Annotated in this window: 13 protein-coding genes; 8 read left to right on the top strand and 5 right to left on the bottom strand. The window is 36.3% G+C overall.

All coding sequences use genetic code 11. The annotated features are described in order from the left end of the window. Nucleotides 1-116 precede the first annotated feature (116 nt). The 4 genes from clpB (at nucleotide 117) to HDE70_RS00925 (ending at nucleotide 6,820) form a co-directional block, all read left to right on the top strand. A complete protein-coding gene (clpB, locus tag HDE70_RS00940) occupies nucleotides 117-2,729 on the top strand; it encodes an ATP-dependent chaperone ClpB (protein ID WP_183887468.1) in 2,613 nt (870 codons plus the stop codon). Between the two features lie 124 nt (nucleotides 2,730-2,853). Further along, nucleotides 2,854-3,345 (top strand): FUSC family protein, encoded by a 492-nt coding sequence (locus HDE70_RS00935; protein WP_183867525.1) that lies wholly within the window; start codon nucleotides 2,854-2,856, stop codon nucleotides 3,343-3,345. A 194-nt stretch (nucleotides 3,346-3,539) separates the two neighbouring features. Further along, on the top strand, nucleotides 3,540-5,819 hold the full coding sequence (locus HDE70_RS00930; RefSeq protein ID WP_183887467.1) for a glycosyltransferase family 4 protein: 2,280 nt from the start codon (nucleotides 3,540-3,542) through the stop codon (nucleotides 5,817-5,819). Then, the gene (locus HDE70_RS00925) at nucleotides 5,819-6,820 is read left to right on the top strand and encodes a glycosyltransferase family 4 protein (protein ID WP_183887465.1); all 1,002 of its coding nucleotides are present in this window, start codon (nucleotides 5,819-5,821) and stop codon (nucleotides 6,818-6,820) included. The genes HDE70_RS00930 and HDE70_RS00925 overlap by 1 nt, the downstream gene beginning before the upstream one ends. Here HDE70_RS00925 and HDE70_RS00920 read toward each other — a convergent pair. After that, nucleotides 6,815-8,335 (bottom strand): glycoside hydrolase family 130 protein, encoded by a 1,521-nt coding sequence (locus HDE70_RS00920; RefSeq protein ID WP_183867522.1) that lies wholly within the window; start codon nucleotides 8,333-8,335, stop codon nucleotides 6,815-6,817. The genes HDE70_RS00925 and HDE70_RS00920 overlap by 6 nt on opposite strands. Nucleotides 8,336-8,754: 419 nt before the next feature. Between HDE70_RS00920 and HDE70_RS00915 the strand changes: the two genes are divergently transcribed. Together HDE70_RS00915 and HDE70_RS00910 are read left to right on the top strand one after the other, a co-directional pair. After that, a complete protein-coding gene (locus HDE70_RS00915) occupies nucleotides 8,755-9,381 on the top strand; it encodes an outer membrane beta-barrel protein (protein WP_183887463.1) in 627 nt (208 codons plus the stop codon). Between the two features lie 127 nt (nucleotides 9,382-9,508). Beyond that, nucleotides 9,509-10,387, top strand: coding sequence for a polysaccharide deacetylase family protein (locus HDE70_RS00910; protein WP_183887461.1), 879 nt, complete (start codon nucleotides 9,509-9,511; stop codon nucleotides 10,385-10,387). Between the two features lie 116 nt (nucleotides 10,388-10,503). Here HDE70_RS00910 and HDE70_RS00905 read toward each other — a convergent pair whose 3' ends face one another. Further along, the gene (locus tag HDE70_RS00905; protein ID WP_183887459.1) at nucleotides 10,504-13,056 is read right to left on the bottom strand and encodes an outer membrane beta-barrel protein; all 2,553 of its coding nucleotides are present in this window, start codon (nucleotides 13,054-13,056) and stop codon (nucleotides 10,504-10,506) included. 308 nt (nucleotides 13,057-13,364) lie between these two features. Here HDE70_RS00905 and HDE70_RS00900 point away from each other — a divergent pair, with 308 nt between their 5' ends. Then, nucleotides 13,365-14,261, top strand: a complete 897-nt coding sequence (locus tag HDE70_RS00900; RefSeq protein WP_183887457.1) for a DUF5977 domain-containing protein — start codon at nucleotides 13,365-13,367, stop codon at nucleotides 14,259-14,261. Nucleotides 14,262-14,336: 75 nt separating this feature from the next. Here HDE70_RS00900 and HDE70_RS00895 read toward each other — a convergent pair whose 3' ends face one another. Continuing rightward, nucleotides 14,337-14,789, bottom strand: coding sequence for a GreA/GreB family elongation factor (locus HDE70_RS00895; RefSeq protein WP_260159852.1), 453 nt, complete (start codon nucleotides 14,787-14,789; stop codon nucleotides 14,337-14,339). Between the two features lies 1 nt (nucleotide 14,790). Further along, the gene (locus HDE70_RS00890; protein WP_183887453.1) at nucleotides 14,791-15,369 is read right to left on the bottom strand and encodes a nitroreductase; all 579 of its coding nucleotides are present in this window, start codon (nucleotides 15,367-15,369) and stop codon (nucleotides 14,791-14,793) included. A 147-nt stretch (nucleotides 15,370-15,516) separates the two neighbouring features. Here HDE70_RS00890 and HDE70_RS00885 point away from each other — a divergent pair, with 147 nt between their 5' ends. Beyond that, the gene (locus HDE70_RS00885) at nucleotides 15,517-17,142 is read left to right on the top strand and encodes an ABC-F family ATP-binding cassette domain-containing protein (RefSeq protein WP_183867517.1); all 1,626 of its coding nucleotides are present in this window, start codon (nucleotides 15,517-15,519) and stop codon (nucleotides 17,140-17,142) included. Nucleotides 17,143-17,218: 76 nt separating this feature from the next. Here the strand turns inward: HDE70_RS00885 and HDE70_RS00880 are convergent, their stop codons facing one another. Continuing rightward, entirely contained in the window at nucleotides 17,219-18,097 is an 879-nt protein-coding gene (locus tag HDE70_RS00880; RefSeq protein WP_221301988.1) for a polysaccharide deacetylase family protein, read from the bottom strand. Between the last annotated feature and the right edge of the window lie 78 nt (nucleotides 18,098-18,175).

Genomic DNA, 18,175 nt, shown 5'->3' with positions numbered 1-18,175 from the left:
TTCAGTACAAAACGTTAAAAACCAGTCATTTATTCAGTAATAAATATCTTTTAGCGACATAATTTCCGAACTTCACAGATCCTGTACTATGGCATTTATTTTGTTCGGACATTTGCATGAACTTCAACAACTTTACTATAAAAGCCCAGGAAGCAGTTCAACAGGCTTCCGAAATAGCCCAGGGCAATCAGCAACAGGCTATTGAAACGGCCCATTTGCTAAAAGGGTTGCTTACTGTTGATGAAAATGTAGTTTCTTATGTTTTAAAGAAGCTAAATGTTAATTTAAATACGCTCAACATAAATTTGGATGAGCAGATTGCAAAATTCCCTAAGGTAAGTGGCAGCAATGGATATTTATCCTCTGGTGCAAATTCGGCCCTTCAAAAAGCGCAGACTTATCTGAAAGAATTTAAGGATGAATTTGTCTCAGTAGAACATCTTTTACTGGGTATCTTATCTGTCAATGATAATACCTCTAAACTTTTAAAAGATCAGGGTGTAACTGAAAAAGACCTCAAAAAAGCTATTGCTGCTTTGCGTGGTGACAACAGAGTAACTGATCAGAATGCTGAAGCAAGTTATAATGCTTTAAATAAATACGCAAGGAACTTAAATGAATATGCAGAATCCGGAAAACTCGATCCTGTAATCGGCCGTGATGAAGAAATTCGCCGTGTGATTCAAATTCTTTCCAGAAGGACTAAAAATAACCCGATTTTAATTGGTGAGCCCGGTGTAGGTAAAACTGCCATCGCAGAAGGTATTGCCTTCCGGATTATCAAAGGTGATGTACCAGAAAACCTGAAAACAAAAACAGTGTATTCACTGGATATGGGGTCACTGATTGCTGGTGCAAAATATAAAGGAGAATTTGAAGAACGTCTGAAAGCTGTGGTGAAAGAAGTGACGCAAAGTGAAGGTGATATCATCCTGTTTATTGATGAGATACATACACTTGTAGGCGCTGGTGGTGGTGAAGGTGCAATGGATGCTGCAAATATTCTAAAACCTGCATTAGCCCGTGGTGAATTGCGTGCAATCGGAGCAACAACGTTAAACGAGTATCAGAAATATCTGGAAAAAGATAAAGCGCTGGAACGCCGTTTCCAAAAAGTAGTCGTTGATGAACCTGATACCCAGGATGCAATTTCTATTTTAAGAGGATTAAAAGAAAGATATGAAACACACCATAAGGTGAGAATCCGTGATGAGGCAATTATTGCCGCAGTCGAACTCTCACAACGCTATATCAGTGACCGTTTCCTTCCGGATAAAGCAATTGACTTAATGGATGAAGCCGCTTCTAAACTGCGTTTAGAGATGGACAGTGTACCAGAAAATGTAGATGAGCTGGATCGTAAGATTATGCAGCTGGAAATTGAAAGAGAAGCAATCAGAAGAGAAAATGATGATAAAAAAGTAAAATCTCTTGGAGAAGAAATCGCTAATCTTTCTGCTGAACGGGATGAACTGAAAGCAAAATGGCAAGGAGAGAAAGATGTCGTTGACGGCATTAATACCGAGTTGGAGCAGATAGAAAACTATAAACTGGAAGCTGATCAGGCAGAACGTGCGGGTGATTACGGAAAGGTTGCGGAGATCCGTTATGGTAAAATCAAAGAGGCGCAGGATAAAGTAGAAAAATTAAAAGTAGTATTGGAAAGTCAGCAGGGTGAAGGCCGTATGCTGAAAGAAGAAGTTACTGCTGATGATATTGCAGGTGTTGTAGCCCGCTGGACAGGAATTCCGGTAACGAAATTAGTATCCAGTGAGCGTGAAAAACTTTTAAACCTGGAAGATGAGCTGCATAAACGTGTAGCAGGACAGGATGAAGCGATTGAAGCCATATCTGATGCCATACGCCGCTCCCGTGCTGGTTTACAGGATAAACGTAAGCCTATTGGGTCATTTATTTTCTTAGGTACAACCGGTGTCGGTAAAACAGAGTTAGCTAAAGCACTGGCAGAATTCCTGTTCAACGATGATAACGCGTTAACAAGAATTGATATGAGTGAATATCAGGAAAGACATTCTGTTTCCAGGTTAATTGGGGCGCCTCCGGGATATGTGGGTTATGATGAAGGTGGCCAGCTTACTGAAGCTGTTCGCCGTAAACCTTACTCGGTTGTATTGCTGGATGAAATTGAAAAAGCACACCCTGATGTGTTTAACATTTTACTGCAAGTACTCGATGACGGACGTTTAACAGATAATAAAGGAAGACTCGTTAACTTCAAGAATACGATTATCATCATGACTTCTAATATTGGTTCTCATTTGATACAAGAGAACTTTAAGGAGCTGGATGATGCAAATAGAGATGAGGTGATTGCGAAAACCAAGAATGAACTGTTTGAATTATTGAAGCAGACGATCAGACCTGAGTTCCTGAACAGGATTGATGAATTGATCATGTTTACTCCTTTAAACCGTAGTGAGGTAAGAAATATCGCAGAACTACAGTTCAGACATGTTCAGGATACACTTGCTGAAATGGGTGTTGAAATTGAAGCGACCCCTGAAGCATTGGACTGGCTGGCAGAACTGGGTTATGATCCGCAGTTTGGGGCCCGTCCTTTAAAAAGAGTCATTCAGAAACGTGTGTTGAATGAGCTATCTAAAGAAATACTGGCTGGAAAAATTGATAAAGACAGTAAAATAAAACTGGATATGTTTGATAACAAGTTTGTATTTCTGAATAATAAGAAGGAAACACCTGCTTCTTAATACACAACCAACTAAACATGCTGGTCAGCTCGTTATCGCCATCAGGCGATTTAAGAAATAGCTGATCAGCATGTTTTTTTTGCTAAATTGCAATCTCAATTGATTTAAGCAGCTGAATAGTAAAATGGACAAAATAGAGATTCACAAGGAAGCATATGCTACTAATTTCATCTATTTATTAAAATGTCTGACTGGAATTATCATTTGTTACGCACTCTACAGCTATTTCCCTCAATACCCATTTTACTGGTCACTGGTTTCTGTAGCCGTATCTCTATCTCCTGACAACAGCAATACACTTGCTTATGACCGCATGAAAGCCAATATGATTGGCTGTGTTGCGGGTATTTGTCTCTATCCACTACATACTTCGAACCTGGTAATCTTATGCCTGGGTGTCGCATTAACTATCTTTATTGGCATCGCCCTTCGCATGACCAATACCTTAAAAAGCGCTTTAGCCGCTGTAGTCATTATCACACTTCAGGAAGAACAGGAAAAACACTGGTATGTAGCTTTAGAAAGGGTTTCATGTGTAGTAACTGGCTGCATTGTAGCACTTGGTGTCACACTATTGTTTAATCTGCTCATTAGCAGGAAATATTTAAAACAATAACGCAAAATTTCGCTTTATACAAAAGAAAGGGCTTGAACTTATCTTTTATAAGACAAATACGTTCCAATTAAAAGCGAAAATTGAACAAAAGCCATTATTCAATAATTTTTGTTCAGCAATCCGTGTCATATAGCTCTTTTTTATAACCATTAATTCAAAAACCTATTGTTTACAATGGCTCAATAACCTTAAAGATGAAAATAGCTTATATATCGACTTATCCTCCGCGCGAATGTGGTATCGCTACATTCAACAATAATCTTTTAAAAGCAATCGGTCACCATACAGAAGCTGTTTCCAAAGACAGCTTTGTTGTGGCAATGACAGATACTGAAGATTTGACTACTTACGAATATCCTCCGGAAGTTCAGTTTATCATCAGACAAGAGAATCAAAAAGATTATATCAGAGCAGCCGATTATATCAATACAAGCTTAACCGACGTTTGTATATTAGAACATGAATTTGGCATTTACGGGGGTGATAATGGCGTATATATCTTACCGCTGATTGCCCGTCTACAAAAACCCCTCATTACCATTCTCCATACCATCCTTAAAGATCCGTCTTATATGCAATTGACCATCATCAGGGAAATTGCAAAGTATTCATCGAAAATTGTGGTGATGAGTAACAGGGCAGTACATTTTCTGACCAGTATATACGGCATAGCAGAAGATAAAATAAAGCTTATTGAACATGGGGTACCTGATCTGGAGCCGAAAATTGAAAACGAGATCAAGAACTCCCCTGCTTTCAAAAACAGGAAAGTATTGTTCACATTTGGGTTGATTAGCCGGAATAAGGGACTTGAAACAGTAATTGAGGCGTTGCCTAAAATAGCCGCTAAAAATCCGGATGTGTTATATGCGATCTTAGGAACTACACATCCCGGTGTAATCAGAAATTCCGGAGAAGAATACAGAGACAGCCTGAAACGTCTGGCGAAAAAACTAAATGTTGAAAATCATCTGATCTTCATTAATAAGTTTGTCTCAGAAGATGAATTATATGATTACCTCACCGCGGCAGATATGTATATTACTCCTTATCTGAACGAGGCGCAAATTACAAGTGGTACCCTATCTTATGCAATAGGCGCGGGCGCGGCAGTTATCTCTACTCCCTACTGGCACGCACAGGAATTATTAGCAGAAAACCGCGGAAAACTGTTTGATTTCAAAGATTCAGATGCCCTGGCAGGGATTGTCAATGACCTCTTTGCCAATCAGCAGCAACTTAAAGAACTCAAAGAAAACGCTTATAACTATGGGTTACACCTGCGCTGGCCAAGTACTGGTAACGTATTTATTGAAACCTTAAATGAGGCGATATCAAATGCAAACCAGGCAAAAGAAGAAATTAAACCTATTATAGATCCGGATATGATGCCTGCATTTAGCATGGCACATATCAAACGCTTAACAGACGATACCGGAATTGTTCAACATGCTAAGTATGGCATTCCTAATTTGAAAGAAGGTTATTGTCTGGATGACAATGCACGCGCATTGATTATGGTCATCCTGGCCTGGCAGCAAAACAAGAGTAAAACAGCGCTGGAATTGCTACCTGTTTACCTGAGTTATATTCAATACATGCAGTGTGACGATGGAAATTTCAGAAATTTCCTGAGCTTTAAAAGAGAGTATCTGGATGAAGTTGGTTCTGAGGATTCCTTTGGCAGGACAATCTGGGCATTGGGTTATCTGATTAATAACGCGCCAAATAATTCTTACAGAGAGTTTGCGACCGAATTATTCATCAAATCTATCCCTCATTTTGCCAAGCTTAAACACTTAAGAGGATTGGCAAATACCATGATTGGTTTAAGCAGTTTCTTAAAAGCTCACCCGAATGATGAACATATTAAAAACGAGCTGAATAAACTGGCCATTCCTTTAAAAGCTTCTTATCAGGCACACCGGGCAGATCAGTGGAACTGGTTTGAGGAGAAGATGACCTATGACAATGCCATTTTACCTTTAGCATTACTTTGTCATTATGAAACCACACATGATCAGGATTCTCTGGCTATCGGACTCGAAAGTATGGAATTCCTGACTTCTAAAACATTGGATAAAGGTTATTTGAACCCTGTCGGTAATGATGGCTGGTTATTCAAAGACACTAAGGAGATGGCACAGTATGATCAGCAGGCCATAGAAACCATGGCTATCGTGCTCTTGTATTTCAAGGCTTATGAGATTACGCATGACCTGAAATATATCCGTCAGATGTATTTAAGCTATCAGTGGTTTTTAGGAGAAAATAGTCTAAGATTGCCACTGTACGATTATGAAACCAAGGGTTGCGGTGACGGATTGCAGAATTATGGTGTCAATAGAAATCAGGGGGCTGAGAGTACATTAGCTTATTGGATATCCCATCTGGTAATCTTGAAATCACTTGAATTCGAGTATGAATACAGTGTTAAACCAGATTCTATACTTGCTAAACAGGAGGCTATTTAATGAAAGTTGCTGTATTATCACCCGTCGCCTGGAGAACTCCGCCCCGTCATTATGGCCCCTGGGAGCAAATGGCATCTAATTTAACGGAAGGTTTGCATGATGCCGGAATTGAGGTTATTTTATTTGCCACTGGCGATTCTATCACCTCAGCCGAATTAAGAAGTGTGGTGAAGACAGGTTATGAGGAAGATCGCCATCAGGATGCAAAAGTTATTGAGTGCCTTCATATCAGTAACCTGATGGAGCAGTCAGATGATTTTGATTTAATTCACAATCATTTTGACTTCCTGCCTTTAAGTTATTCCGGGTTAATCAGAACTCCGGTGTTAACTACTATTCATGGTTTTTCATCAGAAAAAATTGTGAAGGTTTACCAGAAATATAACCGGCATAACCATTATGTTTCTATCAGCAATGCAAACCGTCATCCATCGCTCAATTATTTGGGTACAGTATACAATGGTTTAGTTACGCAGGATTTTCAGTTTAATGACACTCCAGATGATTACCTTTTGTTCTTCGGAAGGATTCATCCGGATAAAGGAACGGCTGAAGCTATACAGATTGCTATAAAGAGTAAAAAAAGACTTTTAATCGCCGGGATTATTCAGGATGAACGTTATTATAAAGAAGCGGTTGAGCCTTATTTAAATGAAGAGATTGTATTTTTAGGTTCTGCCGGCCCTGATCAGCGCAACGAACTTTTGAAAGGTGCCTTAGCATTGCTTCATCCAATTAATTTCGCTGAACCTTTCGGTTTAAGTGTAGCAGAAGCGATGCTGTGTGGAACTCCTGTTATTGCTTTTAATAAAGGCTCCATGCCAGAACTCATCGAACATGGAAAAACAGGTTTCCTGGTAGAGAATGTGGAGGAAGCAGTTGCTGCGGTAGCTAAAATCTCTAAATTGAAAAGAATGGATTGCCACAAATGGGCGAAACGTAAGTTTTCCAAAGAGAAAATGGTAGAGGACTACCTTAGCCTCTACCAGCAAATTTTATAACTTTTCTTCACGTTTACTTTCATCTCTATCATCATCCAGTGTTTTACTTTCACTCGCTGAGCTTAATAGCTTGGCGAGCAACAACTCAATTTTAACCGAAGCAAACGAAGAGCAGTAATCTGATAATCCGTAAGGGATGATCAATTCGCCATTGTGAATGATTGAGCCACATGAATATAATACATTCGGGACATATCCTTCTCTTTCATCATTATTAGGGATAACCAGAGGCTCTGTAAGCCTGCCAATCTCTATAGAAGGGTCTTCCAGGTCTAATAAGCTTGCACCCAGACAATAGCGGCGCATTGGCCCTACCCCGTGTGTAATCACTAACCAGCCAGCTTCTGTTTCTATTGGAGATCCGCAATTCCCAATCTGAATAAATTCCCATGGAAACTGAGGCTGCTGCAATTTTACAGGATGATCCCATACGGTAAGTTTATCTGAATACATCAGATAGTTGTTCCATCCGTCAATTCTTGACATCATGGCGTATTTGCCATTAATTTTTCTTGGAAACAAGGCTAAGTTTTTATTCTGTGCACCTGCCCCATGGAGTGGACTCACTTTAAAGTCGTAAAAATCTGTTGTTTGTAAGAGTTTAGGTAAGATCATAGCGCCATCAAATGCAGTATATGTTGCGTAATAGATCACCGATCCATCTTCTCTAATAAATCTGACAAACCGTGCATCCTCTATCCCTTTACGTTCAAATTCCGAGATAGGAAAAATAACACGGTCTGAGATATCAGTATCTCTTGAAAAACTAATCTCATGATAAGTATCAGAAAGCCAGAGTATCTTATCATATTCCAGTTTCTTTAAATCATCGGTCTGAAGATTTTTGGAATCGACGATTACTCTTCTTAAAATGGCGTAATCGAACTTCTCTTCTAATTTCAAGCCTACCTCATCCAGGATATTGAGATCAATCATGGCATCCGCAGCTCTTTTGAAAAAGAGTTTTTTATTGTATACCGCATTGCGCACTACTTCTGCCTCATCAATATAATTTCCGGAAGGATTTACGGTTATATTTCCATTAGAGTCTATTAAAGCTCTTCTGAAGACAACAGAAGATATATGACCTTCTCCTACTGCTCTGAAACTGATGATTAACCTTTTCTCTCCCTCTACTAATTCTGACTGATCAGGATCTTCTACAACAGATGGATTAAAAAAGGCAGCAGATTCTATAGAATATTCGTGTGTGAAATAGGATCCTAATAAAAGCCGCTGATATTTACTCAGTGATTCATAATCGATCTCCATTTCCTCTATGGTGTGCTTAATCTGTTTGCAATGACGCGCAAGAATTTTGGTAATATTCCGGTGTCTTTTGGAATACTCCTGTAAAATAGGAGAAATCAACCCAAATACTTCCTGGTCTGATAGGGTTAAAACCCGCTTGATTACTTCTTTAGCCCTATCCTCACCATTAAAAAAAAACCTGGCTATTACACGTTTTGGATCAGGATATACTTTTATCGGTTTGCGCTCTATTAATAGTCTCATAATTAAATAACGTTTTAAACAGACATAAAGGTTTAATGAATTTAGTTTTTTTTTATCAGAAAGAGGTTTTGTTGGTTATTTATTTAATAATACGTGCCACATTCGTGCCAGAGCAAAGTGAATCTGACCCAAAAACTGACAGAAATGGCATTAAAAAAACTGACATTCTAACAAAGAAAGTCAAACTGTCTTGCTAATTTTAATGTTAATTTAATGTGAGCATTTTGTTAATTGTCATCACAAAATAATAAAGGGAAACCTAAAACATTTTATCTTACTATCCGATAAGCATTTACAAAAAACCGCATTTCCAGATTGTATGCTAAACATTTCTTTGGCACCGGTATTGACTATATGACAAACATAGTCAGATACTAAAAACAAAAATTCTGGCTTTGTATAAATTAAAAAGCAACAAAATGAAAAAATTATTATTATCATTAATCGCAGTTTCAGCATTAGCATTCACAACTCAAGCTCAAACTGAAAAAGGTAAATTCATGTTAGGTGGTAACGTTGAATTTGATTCAAACAAACCAAATGGTGCAAGCAAAACAAACACAATCTTTAATATCGTTCCAAGTGTAGGTTACTTCGTAACTGATAATTTAGCAATTGGTACTGGCGTAGGTTTTGAGTCTTCTAAAATTCATACAGATGCACTTGGTAATGTTGCAGGTTTCACTACAAAAAAACAAGCATTTGTAGTTGCTCCATTCGCACGTTACTACAAAGGTATCAATGAGCAATTTAAATTCTTCGGACAATTATCTGTTCCTATGGCATTTGGTAATACTAAAGTTGGTGACAACGACGGAAATAACTATGCAAAAACATCTAAATATAATAATGTAGGTGTTGCTCTATCTCCAGGTTTTGCATTCTTCCCAAGCAAAAAATTCGGTATCGAATTCTCTGTTAAAGGTATTAGCTACAACGACAATACTTTGAAAAATGACAACGGTGATAAAATCGGTGGAAACAAAGATTTCAACATTGGCGCAAACTTCTTCGCTCCAAAAATCGGTGTTCAGTTCTACTTATAGTATGTAGATACTCTACACAACTTTTTACACAAAAAAGGCCAGACAATATTGTCTGGCCTTTTTTGCTTTTAATAATAAAATTGTCAGTTGATTTCCTAATTTAGCAAACAACACATAAAATCTCTGAATGAAACATTACATCCTATCCTTAACTGCTGCTGCACTATTTTTAAGCGCCGGCTGCCAGTCCAAATCTCAAAACAAAAAAGAAGAAACTAAAGACAGTTCTGCTGTTACTGTAACCAAAACTTCCAACGAACCTGCTGCCCCAAATAAAGCCGTAGATATATCAAAGATCAAAGTTGCTGATGCCAAAACAATCCTGGCGCGTAAACAAGTTCCTGTATTATGTTATCATCAGATTCGTGATTGGCGACCTAAAGATTCCAAAGCAGCTAAAGATTATATTATTCCAATAGATGTATTTAAAGGCCATATGAAAATGTTGGCAGATAGTGGTTATCACACGATCCTGCTTGATCAATTATATGACTATCTGAATAATGGTACACCGTTGCCATCAAAACCAATTTTACTGACTTTTGATGACACCGATCTGGATCAGTATACAATTGCTGAGCCTACAATGAGAAAATATGGTTTCAAAGGTGCTTTCTTCGTCATGACTGTTTCTTTGGGCAGACCAAATTACATGAGCAAAGCACAAGTTAAAGATCTTTCAGATAAAGGAAATGATATTGGTTCTCATACCTGGGATCACCATAACGTGAAAAAGTATCAAGGTAAAGACTGGGAAATCCAGATTGATAAACCGACTAAGACATTACAGGAAATTACTGGTAAAAACATTCACCATTTCGCTTACCCATTTGGTTTATGGAATCCGGAGGCTATTCCTGAATTGAAAAAAAGAGGATTCAAGAGTGCATTTATTCTATCTACCAAACGTGATGAAAAAGATCCGCTGTTTACGATCAGAAGGATTATCGCTAGTGGTTACTGGACACCAAAAACATTAAGCAATAGCATTAAAAATAGCTTTTAACAATTAATTTGTTGACTGGAAAAGCCCAATTTGTAATGTTATAAATCGAGCTTTTCCAGTCAACAAATTAATTGCCCACTTAAATTTTATTTCTCAATAGTTCAAATTCCTAAAAACTATTTCATACTATTAAATTTGAAACTTACACCAACGAGAATATATCGTTGCAAATTGGAATATTTTAATGTCTGTTTATAAGTTGGACCAAGAAAGTCATTATTATATTTAAACGTGTTAAAAACATCATACACTTGAATCCAGCATGTACCAAGCTTCTTAAAAATATCTTTTGATAATTCAAAATTTGTTGCAAAAGCTATACTGGAATTTATATTTTTACTCAGATTGATCAAAGGGAAAAGATTCGCTTTTATATTAAAAATGTTCGCTGATAATTTACTAGACAGAGTTATATTGAGAGAATTAGAACTATAAACATCAGTATAATATTTAGTAAATGAAGCACTTAATGTTGATGATTGAGACAAAACAGATGTAATTAACCTATTATTATAAGATAGGGATTGATTCACAACATAACTTCTATTTACTAATAGTTCTTGATTAGTGACAACTGGACTCTCCTCATAATTTAATTTTATAAAGTAATTTAAAGTTCGTCCATTTGAAAAATAACGATTTAAGGAAAATGATAGATCTGTAGTTATTGCATTGCCAATATTATCAACCTGAGTTTCCTGGATAACTGAAGAAGAACTATTTACAATGTACCCCAATTTATTTTTATATAAATCAAATCCTCCCGAAAAAGAAAGATCCAAGGAATCGGATTTCTTTAGATTATATATTACTTCTATTCTTTTTCTAACCTCTGACTTCAAATACGGATTGCCTTTAAACTGACTTACTAGACCAAAGGATGAATTAATACCAGTTAAATTATTAACCGATTGTTCATCAACTGATTGATTATAAGAAAAAGACAAATTCTTTTTACTGTTTATTGCATAATTGACATTCATTTTGGCTATCAAATTAGTAAAAACTCTATTATTTGAAATACCAACCACCTCAACTTGTCTTAAATTAATATTAATACCAACAGATGCATCGAAATTTATCTTTTTAAAAGATTTATGATACTTACCTCCAAAATCAATATATTTATTATTTATCTTAATGGGGTCGCGAAGGAAATTAATTGTAGTATCACTCTCAACATTTGAATGATAATCCAGTATATTTCTTTTAAAAGCTGAAATAAAACTGAAATAAGAGTTATCCCCCATAGGCTCAGTTAAAGTGGATTCTATGGACAAAGCTTTGCTGAATACATTTCGGTTTCCATTAATGAAGTATCGACCTGGCAGAACTCCACTTACACTCAAAATATCATTAGACTCTGTTGTTTTATAGTTATTTATCTTATAAAGATATCGAAATCCTATTGTTCTTCCTTTTTTACTAAATGATCTCCAGTTATATTTGAAATTTGTAATTAATTGAAGCGTTCCCTTCTCATTTCTCTTATACATCTGAGACAATGTTCTGATTTCAGCTTTTTGAATATCATACTCAGTTGAATCTAAAATGTTATTGTTTTTGTAATTAAGAGATTGATGGAAAGAAAATGTACTCAGAGAATCCATTTTATATTCTATTCCCAATAGTGTTTCATCTAAAAGGAACATTTTATCCCTCAAGCTACTTGACGTTTTTGAGTTTTGAGATATAGTTTCCTCCTCTCTTTCGGTTAAAGCCTTATAATCTTTATCTGTTAAAGCTCCTTTTACAGATGTAGAAAGAATAAGTTTCTTAAACGTTCTTTCATAAGTAACCTTCCCGGATTTATACTTTACATTATTAGTATTAGTCGAAAAATTCACAACTGGTTCATTAATTATATTGTCATTAGCATTCACATTATTAGAATTCATAAAAAAAGAAAACTGTTCATTTTTATTATATAAATATAAATTACCTTGGAATAAGTATCTTTCAGAGCTCCCAGCTGATATGTTTACGTTACCAAACTTTCCTTTGTTATACTTTTCTTTGAGTGTAAAATTTAATTTTATGTCAGGTTTTGTAATGATTGTATTAGTAACAGAATCAATATTCGTAGATATGATTTCAATATTCTTCATAGTTAATGCGGGTAAGATTTTATAAATACCCATATTATTTTTTCCAAAAAAATCTTTTCCATTAACTTTAATCCCAGAAACTATATTTCCTTTATACCACAATTGACTTTTACTATCAACCGAAAGACCAGAAGTATAAAATAATTCTTCAACCATTTTTGAACGGTCAAAATTTTCATTAGATAAATCAATCCTAACGGTATCCCGATATTTTTTCGTTGACTTTATCTCAACAGTTTTCAACATATTATTAAGCGGTTGCAACTCGAAAACCTCATTTCCCCGTTTACTTCTTAGATTTTTCAAATCATAAACGATCAAAGATTTGTAGTTTAATCCTGATATAACAACCCTTGTGCATAGATTAAGTAAACTAAGAGGAATTGCAAATACCCCAGCTGTATCTGAATTAGCACGTAAGATTTTTAAGGAATCTTTATAAAAAAATATGTCAGCGTATTCAATCTTAAGCCCAGTTTGACCATCGATAATCCTTCCCTTAATTTCACTATTCTGTCCCCAACAATCTCCATAAAAAAGAAGAACAACAAGAATCAACACAAAAAAACATTTCAACAAAATAAAATTACCGTAATAAAAAAATAAATAAACTTAAAAATTATATCAAATTAACTGAAAACCAGCTATTAGCAATATAAAACTATTAGTAATAAATAAAAAATAAATTTAAAAACATTTGATTTCTTAATTAATTTCATATTTTCAAATATATTAATTTATATTTGCAATTATAATTATAAATTTCTTTTATTATGATTTAAAATCAAACTAAAAGATAATAAACAAATAGCAATTGATATTGGATCCAAGAGACACACATTACCAAATTTTTAATTACTAAAGATCAAATGAGAAAAATTTACTTATTACTATTACTTACTGTTTTGTGTTTAACCGGGTATACACAAACATTAACTGGACCATCTGTATCCTACACCGGATCAACGATTGAGTTAACAATTTCCGGTGAGACTGCTACTTCCCATTGTCTTAACTACCCTCTTTTTAACCCTACAGAAACTACAACAGCATCTCCTTTTGAAAGTATTGGAACTTCTGCAAATCCAAGCTATGTACAAGGAACAAATCTTTGGAATGCTAGTACAAAAAATCCTACTAAACTGACCATGACAGTCCATAATGGCTTTTCCTATCCCATTACCGCAACCTATTATTTTACAGTTAAAATAATAGATGATAACACAGGTAGATCTTATGACACCAGACAACAGTTTACTTTAACAATTAACCCACCAATACACCCACCTACTACTTACTTTAGCAGCGAAAAAACAGGCGTTTTCTATAAAAATAATTGTGGCCCTGGGTACACTTCAGAACCATTTACATATACGATACCAGCTAGAAAATGGGCTGGATATTCACAAGCAGAAGCAGATGCTAAGGCACTAAATGATTTAAACACAACTGGACAAAGTGAAGCAAATATAAACCGTACATGTATATCTACATGTACCAGTGCACCAGGTGAAATTTATCAGCATGTTTTCAATTACAAATTCTGGCCACTTCAATCTTCAAGGCAACAGGTAAATGTTCAAGTAAATAACTTACCAGACGTAAGTTACTATTGGTATGTCGATGGTGTTTTGAGAAGAGTTGGAGATTATTCATTTTCAATTTATTGGGATTGCTCAGAAAAGCACGTAATCGAAGTAGAGGCAGTCAATCCTTGTGGAAAATCTAACAGACTTACATTTGTTAAACCTGCCAAATGCAGATAAAACCTTCCCAAATCATTATGATAAAATATCCGTTATCAAATTGATAACGGATATTTTATCATAAAAAAATTAAAACTAATCTATCTGTTTAATCGTATACTCGTTCTTGTTAAAACTAAAAGACTCGCCAACCTTCTTACCTACCAGTAACTGCCCAATCGGAGAAACTGCTGAAATCGCAAACACCTGCTGGCCATCAACTTTCAACTGCCCTGCACTAATACTGATATAAAATATCCCGTTAGAAGTATAAACCAACGCTCCATTTCTAACCACATCGCTATGAACAGCCTCTTCTAAAGAAGACAACAAAGCCAGGTTCTGCTTTGCATCCATTAACAAACTTTTATTTCTGCCAATATCCTGCTGCATCATTTCCCTTGTAGTCTCAAACTTATCACCCGCACTGCTCTTTGTATCATCATTACTTGCTTCTTGCGCCTGCTCTAAAGCAGTTTCCGCAGTATTGATCCTTTGCATGATAAAATCCATACAAGATTGATATAATTTCGCTTTTAATCCTTCCATCTTACCCATTGATCCATCTTACTTTTTCTTCCATTGGCGTACGTTTTGGTGTACGCGGTTCTTCATTATGAAAACCCATATAAAACAACCCAAAACATTTCTCATTCGGAGCCAGTTCTAAATACTCATCCATTTGAGTAATCATCCCCGGTGAACTCCAATACGCACCAATCTTCAACGCTTCTGCTGTTAATGCCATATTCTGCACCGCACACGCAAAAGCAGCGATTTCTTCCCATTCCGGAATAATATCAGGGTGCAATTGCGCATTTAACACAATAACACAACTTGACTGCACTGCTTTCTCGATGATCCCATCATATTTCTTTTGCAGGAACTGTGCCTCAGGCGTCCCCTGCTTATACAAACGCGCAAGCTCCATTCCCAGCTTACGTTTTCCTTCATTCCGGTAAACAATAAACCTCCACGGCTGCGTTAATTTATGTGTAGGCGCATAATTTGCACTTTCCAGTACCTGGGTAATCAGTGCTTCAGGAATTTCTTCCTGTGTATAACTTGGCGGGAAAATGCTCCGTCTGCGCTGTATAATAGAACTAAGTATATTTATTTCGCTTTCCATAATTGGTGCAAATTTAACAATTTTAACAGGCTCCTGCTTCATCAGGTGAATATTACAATAAATCTATGTAATTCAGACATTCAATACCATACCAGACAAAACATTTTATTAAATTATCGTTACCTTTGCGGCTTATTTTTGTGCAATATGATTTCAGTTTCTAATTTATCCCTGCGTTACGGAAAACGTACCCTATTTGAAGATGTTAACCTAAAATTCACTCCTGGCAACTGTTACGGTGTAATTGGAGCTAATGGCGCGGGTAAATCAACTTTCTTAAAAATCCTGTCTGGTGAAGTTAATCAGACCTCGGGCAGCGTAGCTTTTACGCCTGGAGAACGTATGGCGGTTTTAAAACAAAATCACCATGAATATGATGATTTCACAGTTATTGAAACCGTTATGATCGGTCATAAAGAATTATATGACATCATGAAGGAGAAAGATGCCATCTATTTGAAAGAAGATTTCTCTGACAAAGACGGTGAGCGTGCAGGTGAACTGGAAAACAGGTTCGCAGAAATGGACGGCTGGAATATGGAAAGCAATGCAGCAACCATGTTAAGCAATCTTGGAATTAAAGAAGAATTCCACCACAAACAAATCACTGAATTAGACGGTAAACAAAAAGTACGTGTGTTACTTGCACAAGCCCTTTTTGGTAACCCTGACATTCTGTTACTGGATGAGCCAACGAATGACCTGGATATAGAAACTATCGCCTGGTTAGAAAACTTCCTGGCTGACTATCAGAGCACAGTATTGGTTGTATCTCACGATAGACACTTTTTAGATGCTGTATGTACGCATATCGTGGATATTGACTTTAGCAAAATGACTACTTACTCTGGTAACTATACATTCTGGTATGAGTCAAGTCAGCTTGCCTTAAAACAACGTGGTGATCAAAACAAAAAATTAGAAGAAAAAGTAAAGGAACTACAGGAATTTATCCAGCGTTTCAGTGCGAATGCTTCCAAATCAAAACAGGCTACTTCCCGTAAGAAAGCCCTTGATAAAATTGACCTGACTGAGATTAAACCATCCAGCCGTAAATACCCTGCAATTATGTTTAACAACGTAGGTGGCAGAGAAGCTGGTGATCAGATCCTTCAGGTAGAAAACCTTTCACTAACCAGTCATGGAGAAGTCTTGTTTAAAGGCGTAAACTTCATGGTGAATAAAGGCGATAAAATCGCTGTTGTTTCTCAGAACAGTTTAGCAACTACTGCTTTTTACAACGTATTAACAGGTCGTGATAAAAACTATACCGGAGAATTCAAATATGGTGTAACTATCAATACTGCTGATATTCCTAATGATAACTCTTCTTATTTCGAAGGAAAAGATATGAACCTGGTTGACTGGTTAAGAGAATACTCTGATACAGACAAAGACGAGCAGTTTGTAAGAAGCTTCCTTGGCAGAATGCTGTTCTCTGGAGAAGAAGTATTAAAGAACTGTAAAGTACTGTCAGGTGGTGAGAAAATGCGTTGTATGTTCTCTCAGATGATGCTAAGACAAGCTAACTTGTTATTATTTGATGAGCCAACGAATCACCTGGATCTGGAGTCAATCACCGCATTGAACAACGGACTTAAAGATTTCAAAGGAACTGTTTTATTTACCTCACGAGATCATGCATTAACTGAATCAGTAGCAACCAGAGTTATCGAATTGACACCTAATGGATCAATTGATAAAATGATGAGCTATGATGATTATATCAACAGTGAAGACGTAGCACAGATCAGAGCTGAATTGTATAAATAAGCTTGTAATCTGATTATATAAAAAAGGGGTAACTGAAATTTCAGCTACCCCTTTTTACATTTATACTGTAACCTGGTTAAGAAGCAGGCGTAACTACCTTTTTTTTATTAAAGCTTTTCTGTAAACTATTGTACAGATTCCTCGCTGTATAACGTCCCGGATCAATAATCCTTCTGATCGTATAAATCGGATTCACCTCGTCCATTGGCGTAGACAAAATGAACGCCGCCTTAAACCCATGCTCTTTTAATTTGTGCAGGTTAGCTGCTTTGAAAACTCCATAAGGATAAGCGAAGTACTCCACCTTTTTCCCTGTAATTTTCTCTAAAGTCTGCGTAGGCTTATCGATCTGGATATCCCAGTCTTCATCAGTAAACTGCGCAAAATTCTTGTGGTTCCAGGTATGACTGGCTATCACATGTCCATCATCCGACAGCTCTTTAATCTGCGCTTTGCTCATATATCTTGGTCTGCCGATAGATACAGTCATAATAAAAAACACGCCTTTAAAGCCATGCTTCTTTAATTCCGCAGCACCGACAGTATATTGATCCAGATCCGTATCATCAAAAGAAATCATGATCGGTTTTGAAGGCAGTTTAGTACCATAATTTAAATAATCATACAGTTGATCAGGTAAAATAGTATGATAACCACTATCTGCCAGCATTTTCATATGATCTCTAAAATTAGCAGGGGGAATAATATCGTCATGTGCTCTTTGGGAATCTGAAGCTTTCCAGTCCCTGATCTGATGGTAACATAACACAGGAACTTCTTTACGTGAAAGAATCGTTTTAGCATCTGCCGGAGAAGATTTCACAGGAGTTGTTGATTGCTCAGCACCGATTACAGTGTCCTTTGCAGTTTTAGCTATTTGTTGTTTAGTATCAGAATGACAGGCGAAAAGAAACAAGGAAAGAAAGAGGAATAATGAATTGGGGTATGTTTTCATGGACACAAAAATAAATATATTTTACGAACAGTGTTAAAATTACCAAACACCTTATCCTAAAAATTGTTAAATTTAAGT

The organism is Pedobacter cryoconitis (genome assembly GCF_014200595.1).
Lineage (GTDB): Bacteria > Bacteroidota > Bacteroidia > Sphingobacteriales > Sphingobacteriaceae > Pedobacter > Pedobacter cryoconitis_C.
This window is presented reverse-complemented; position numbering and strand designations above follow the sequence as displayed.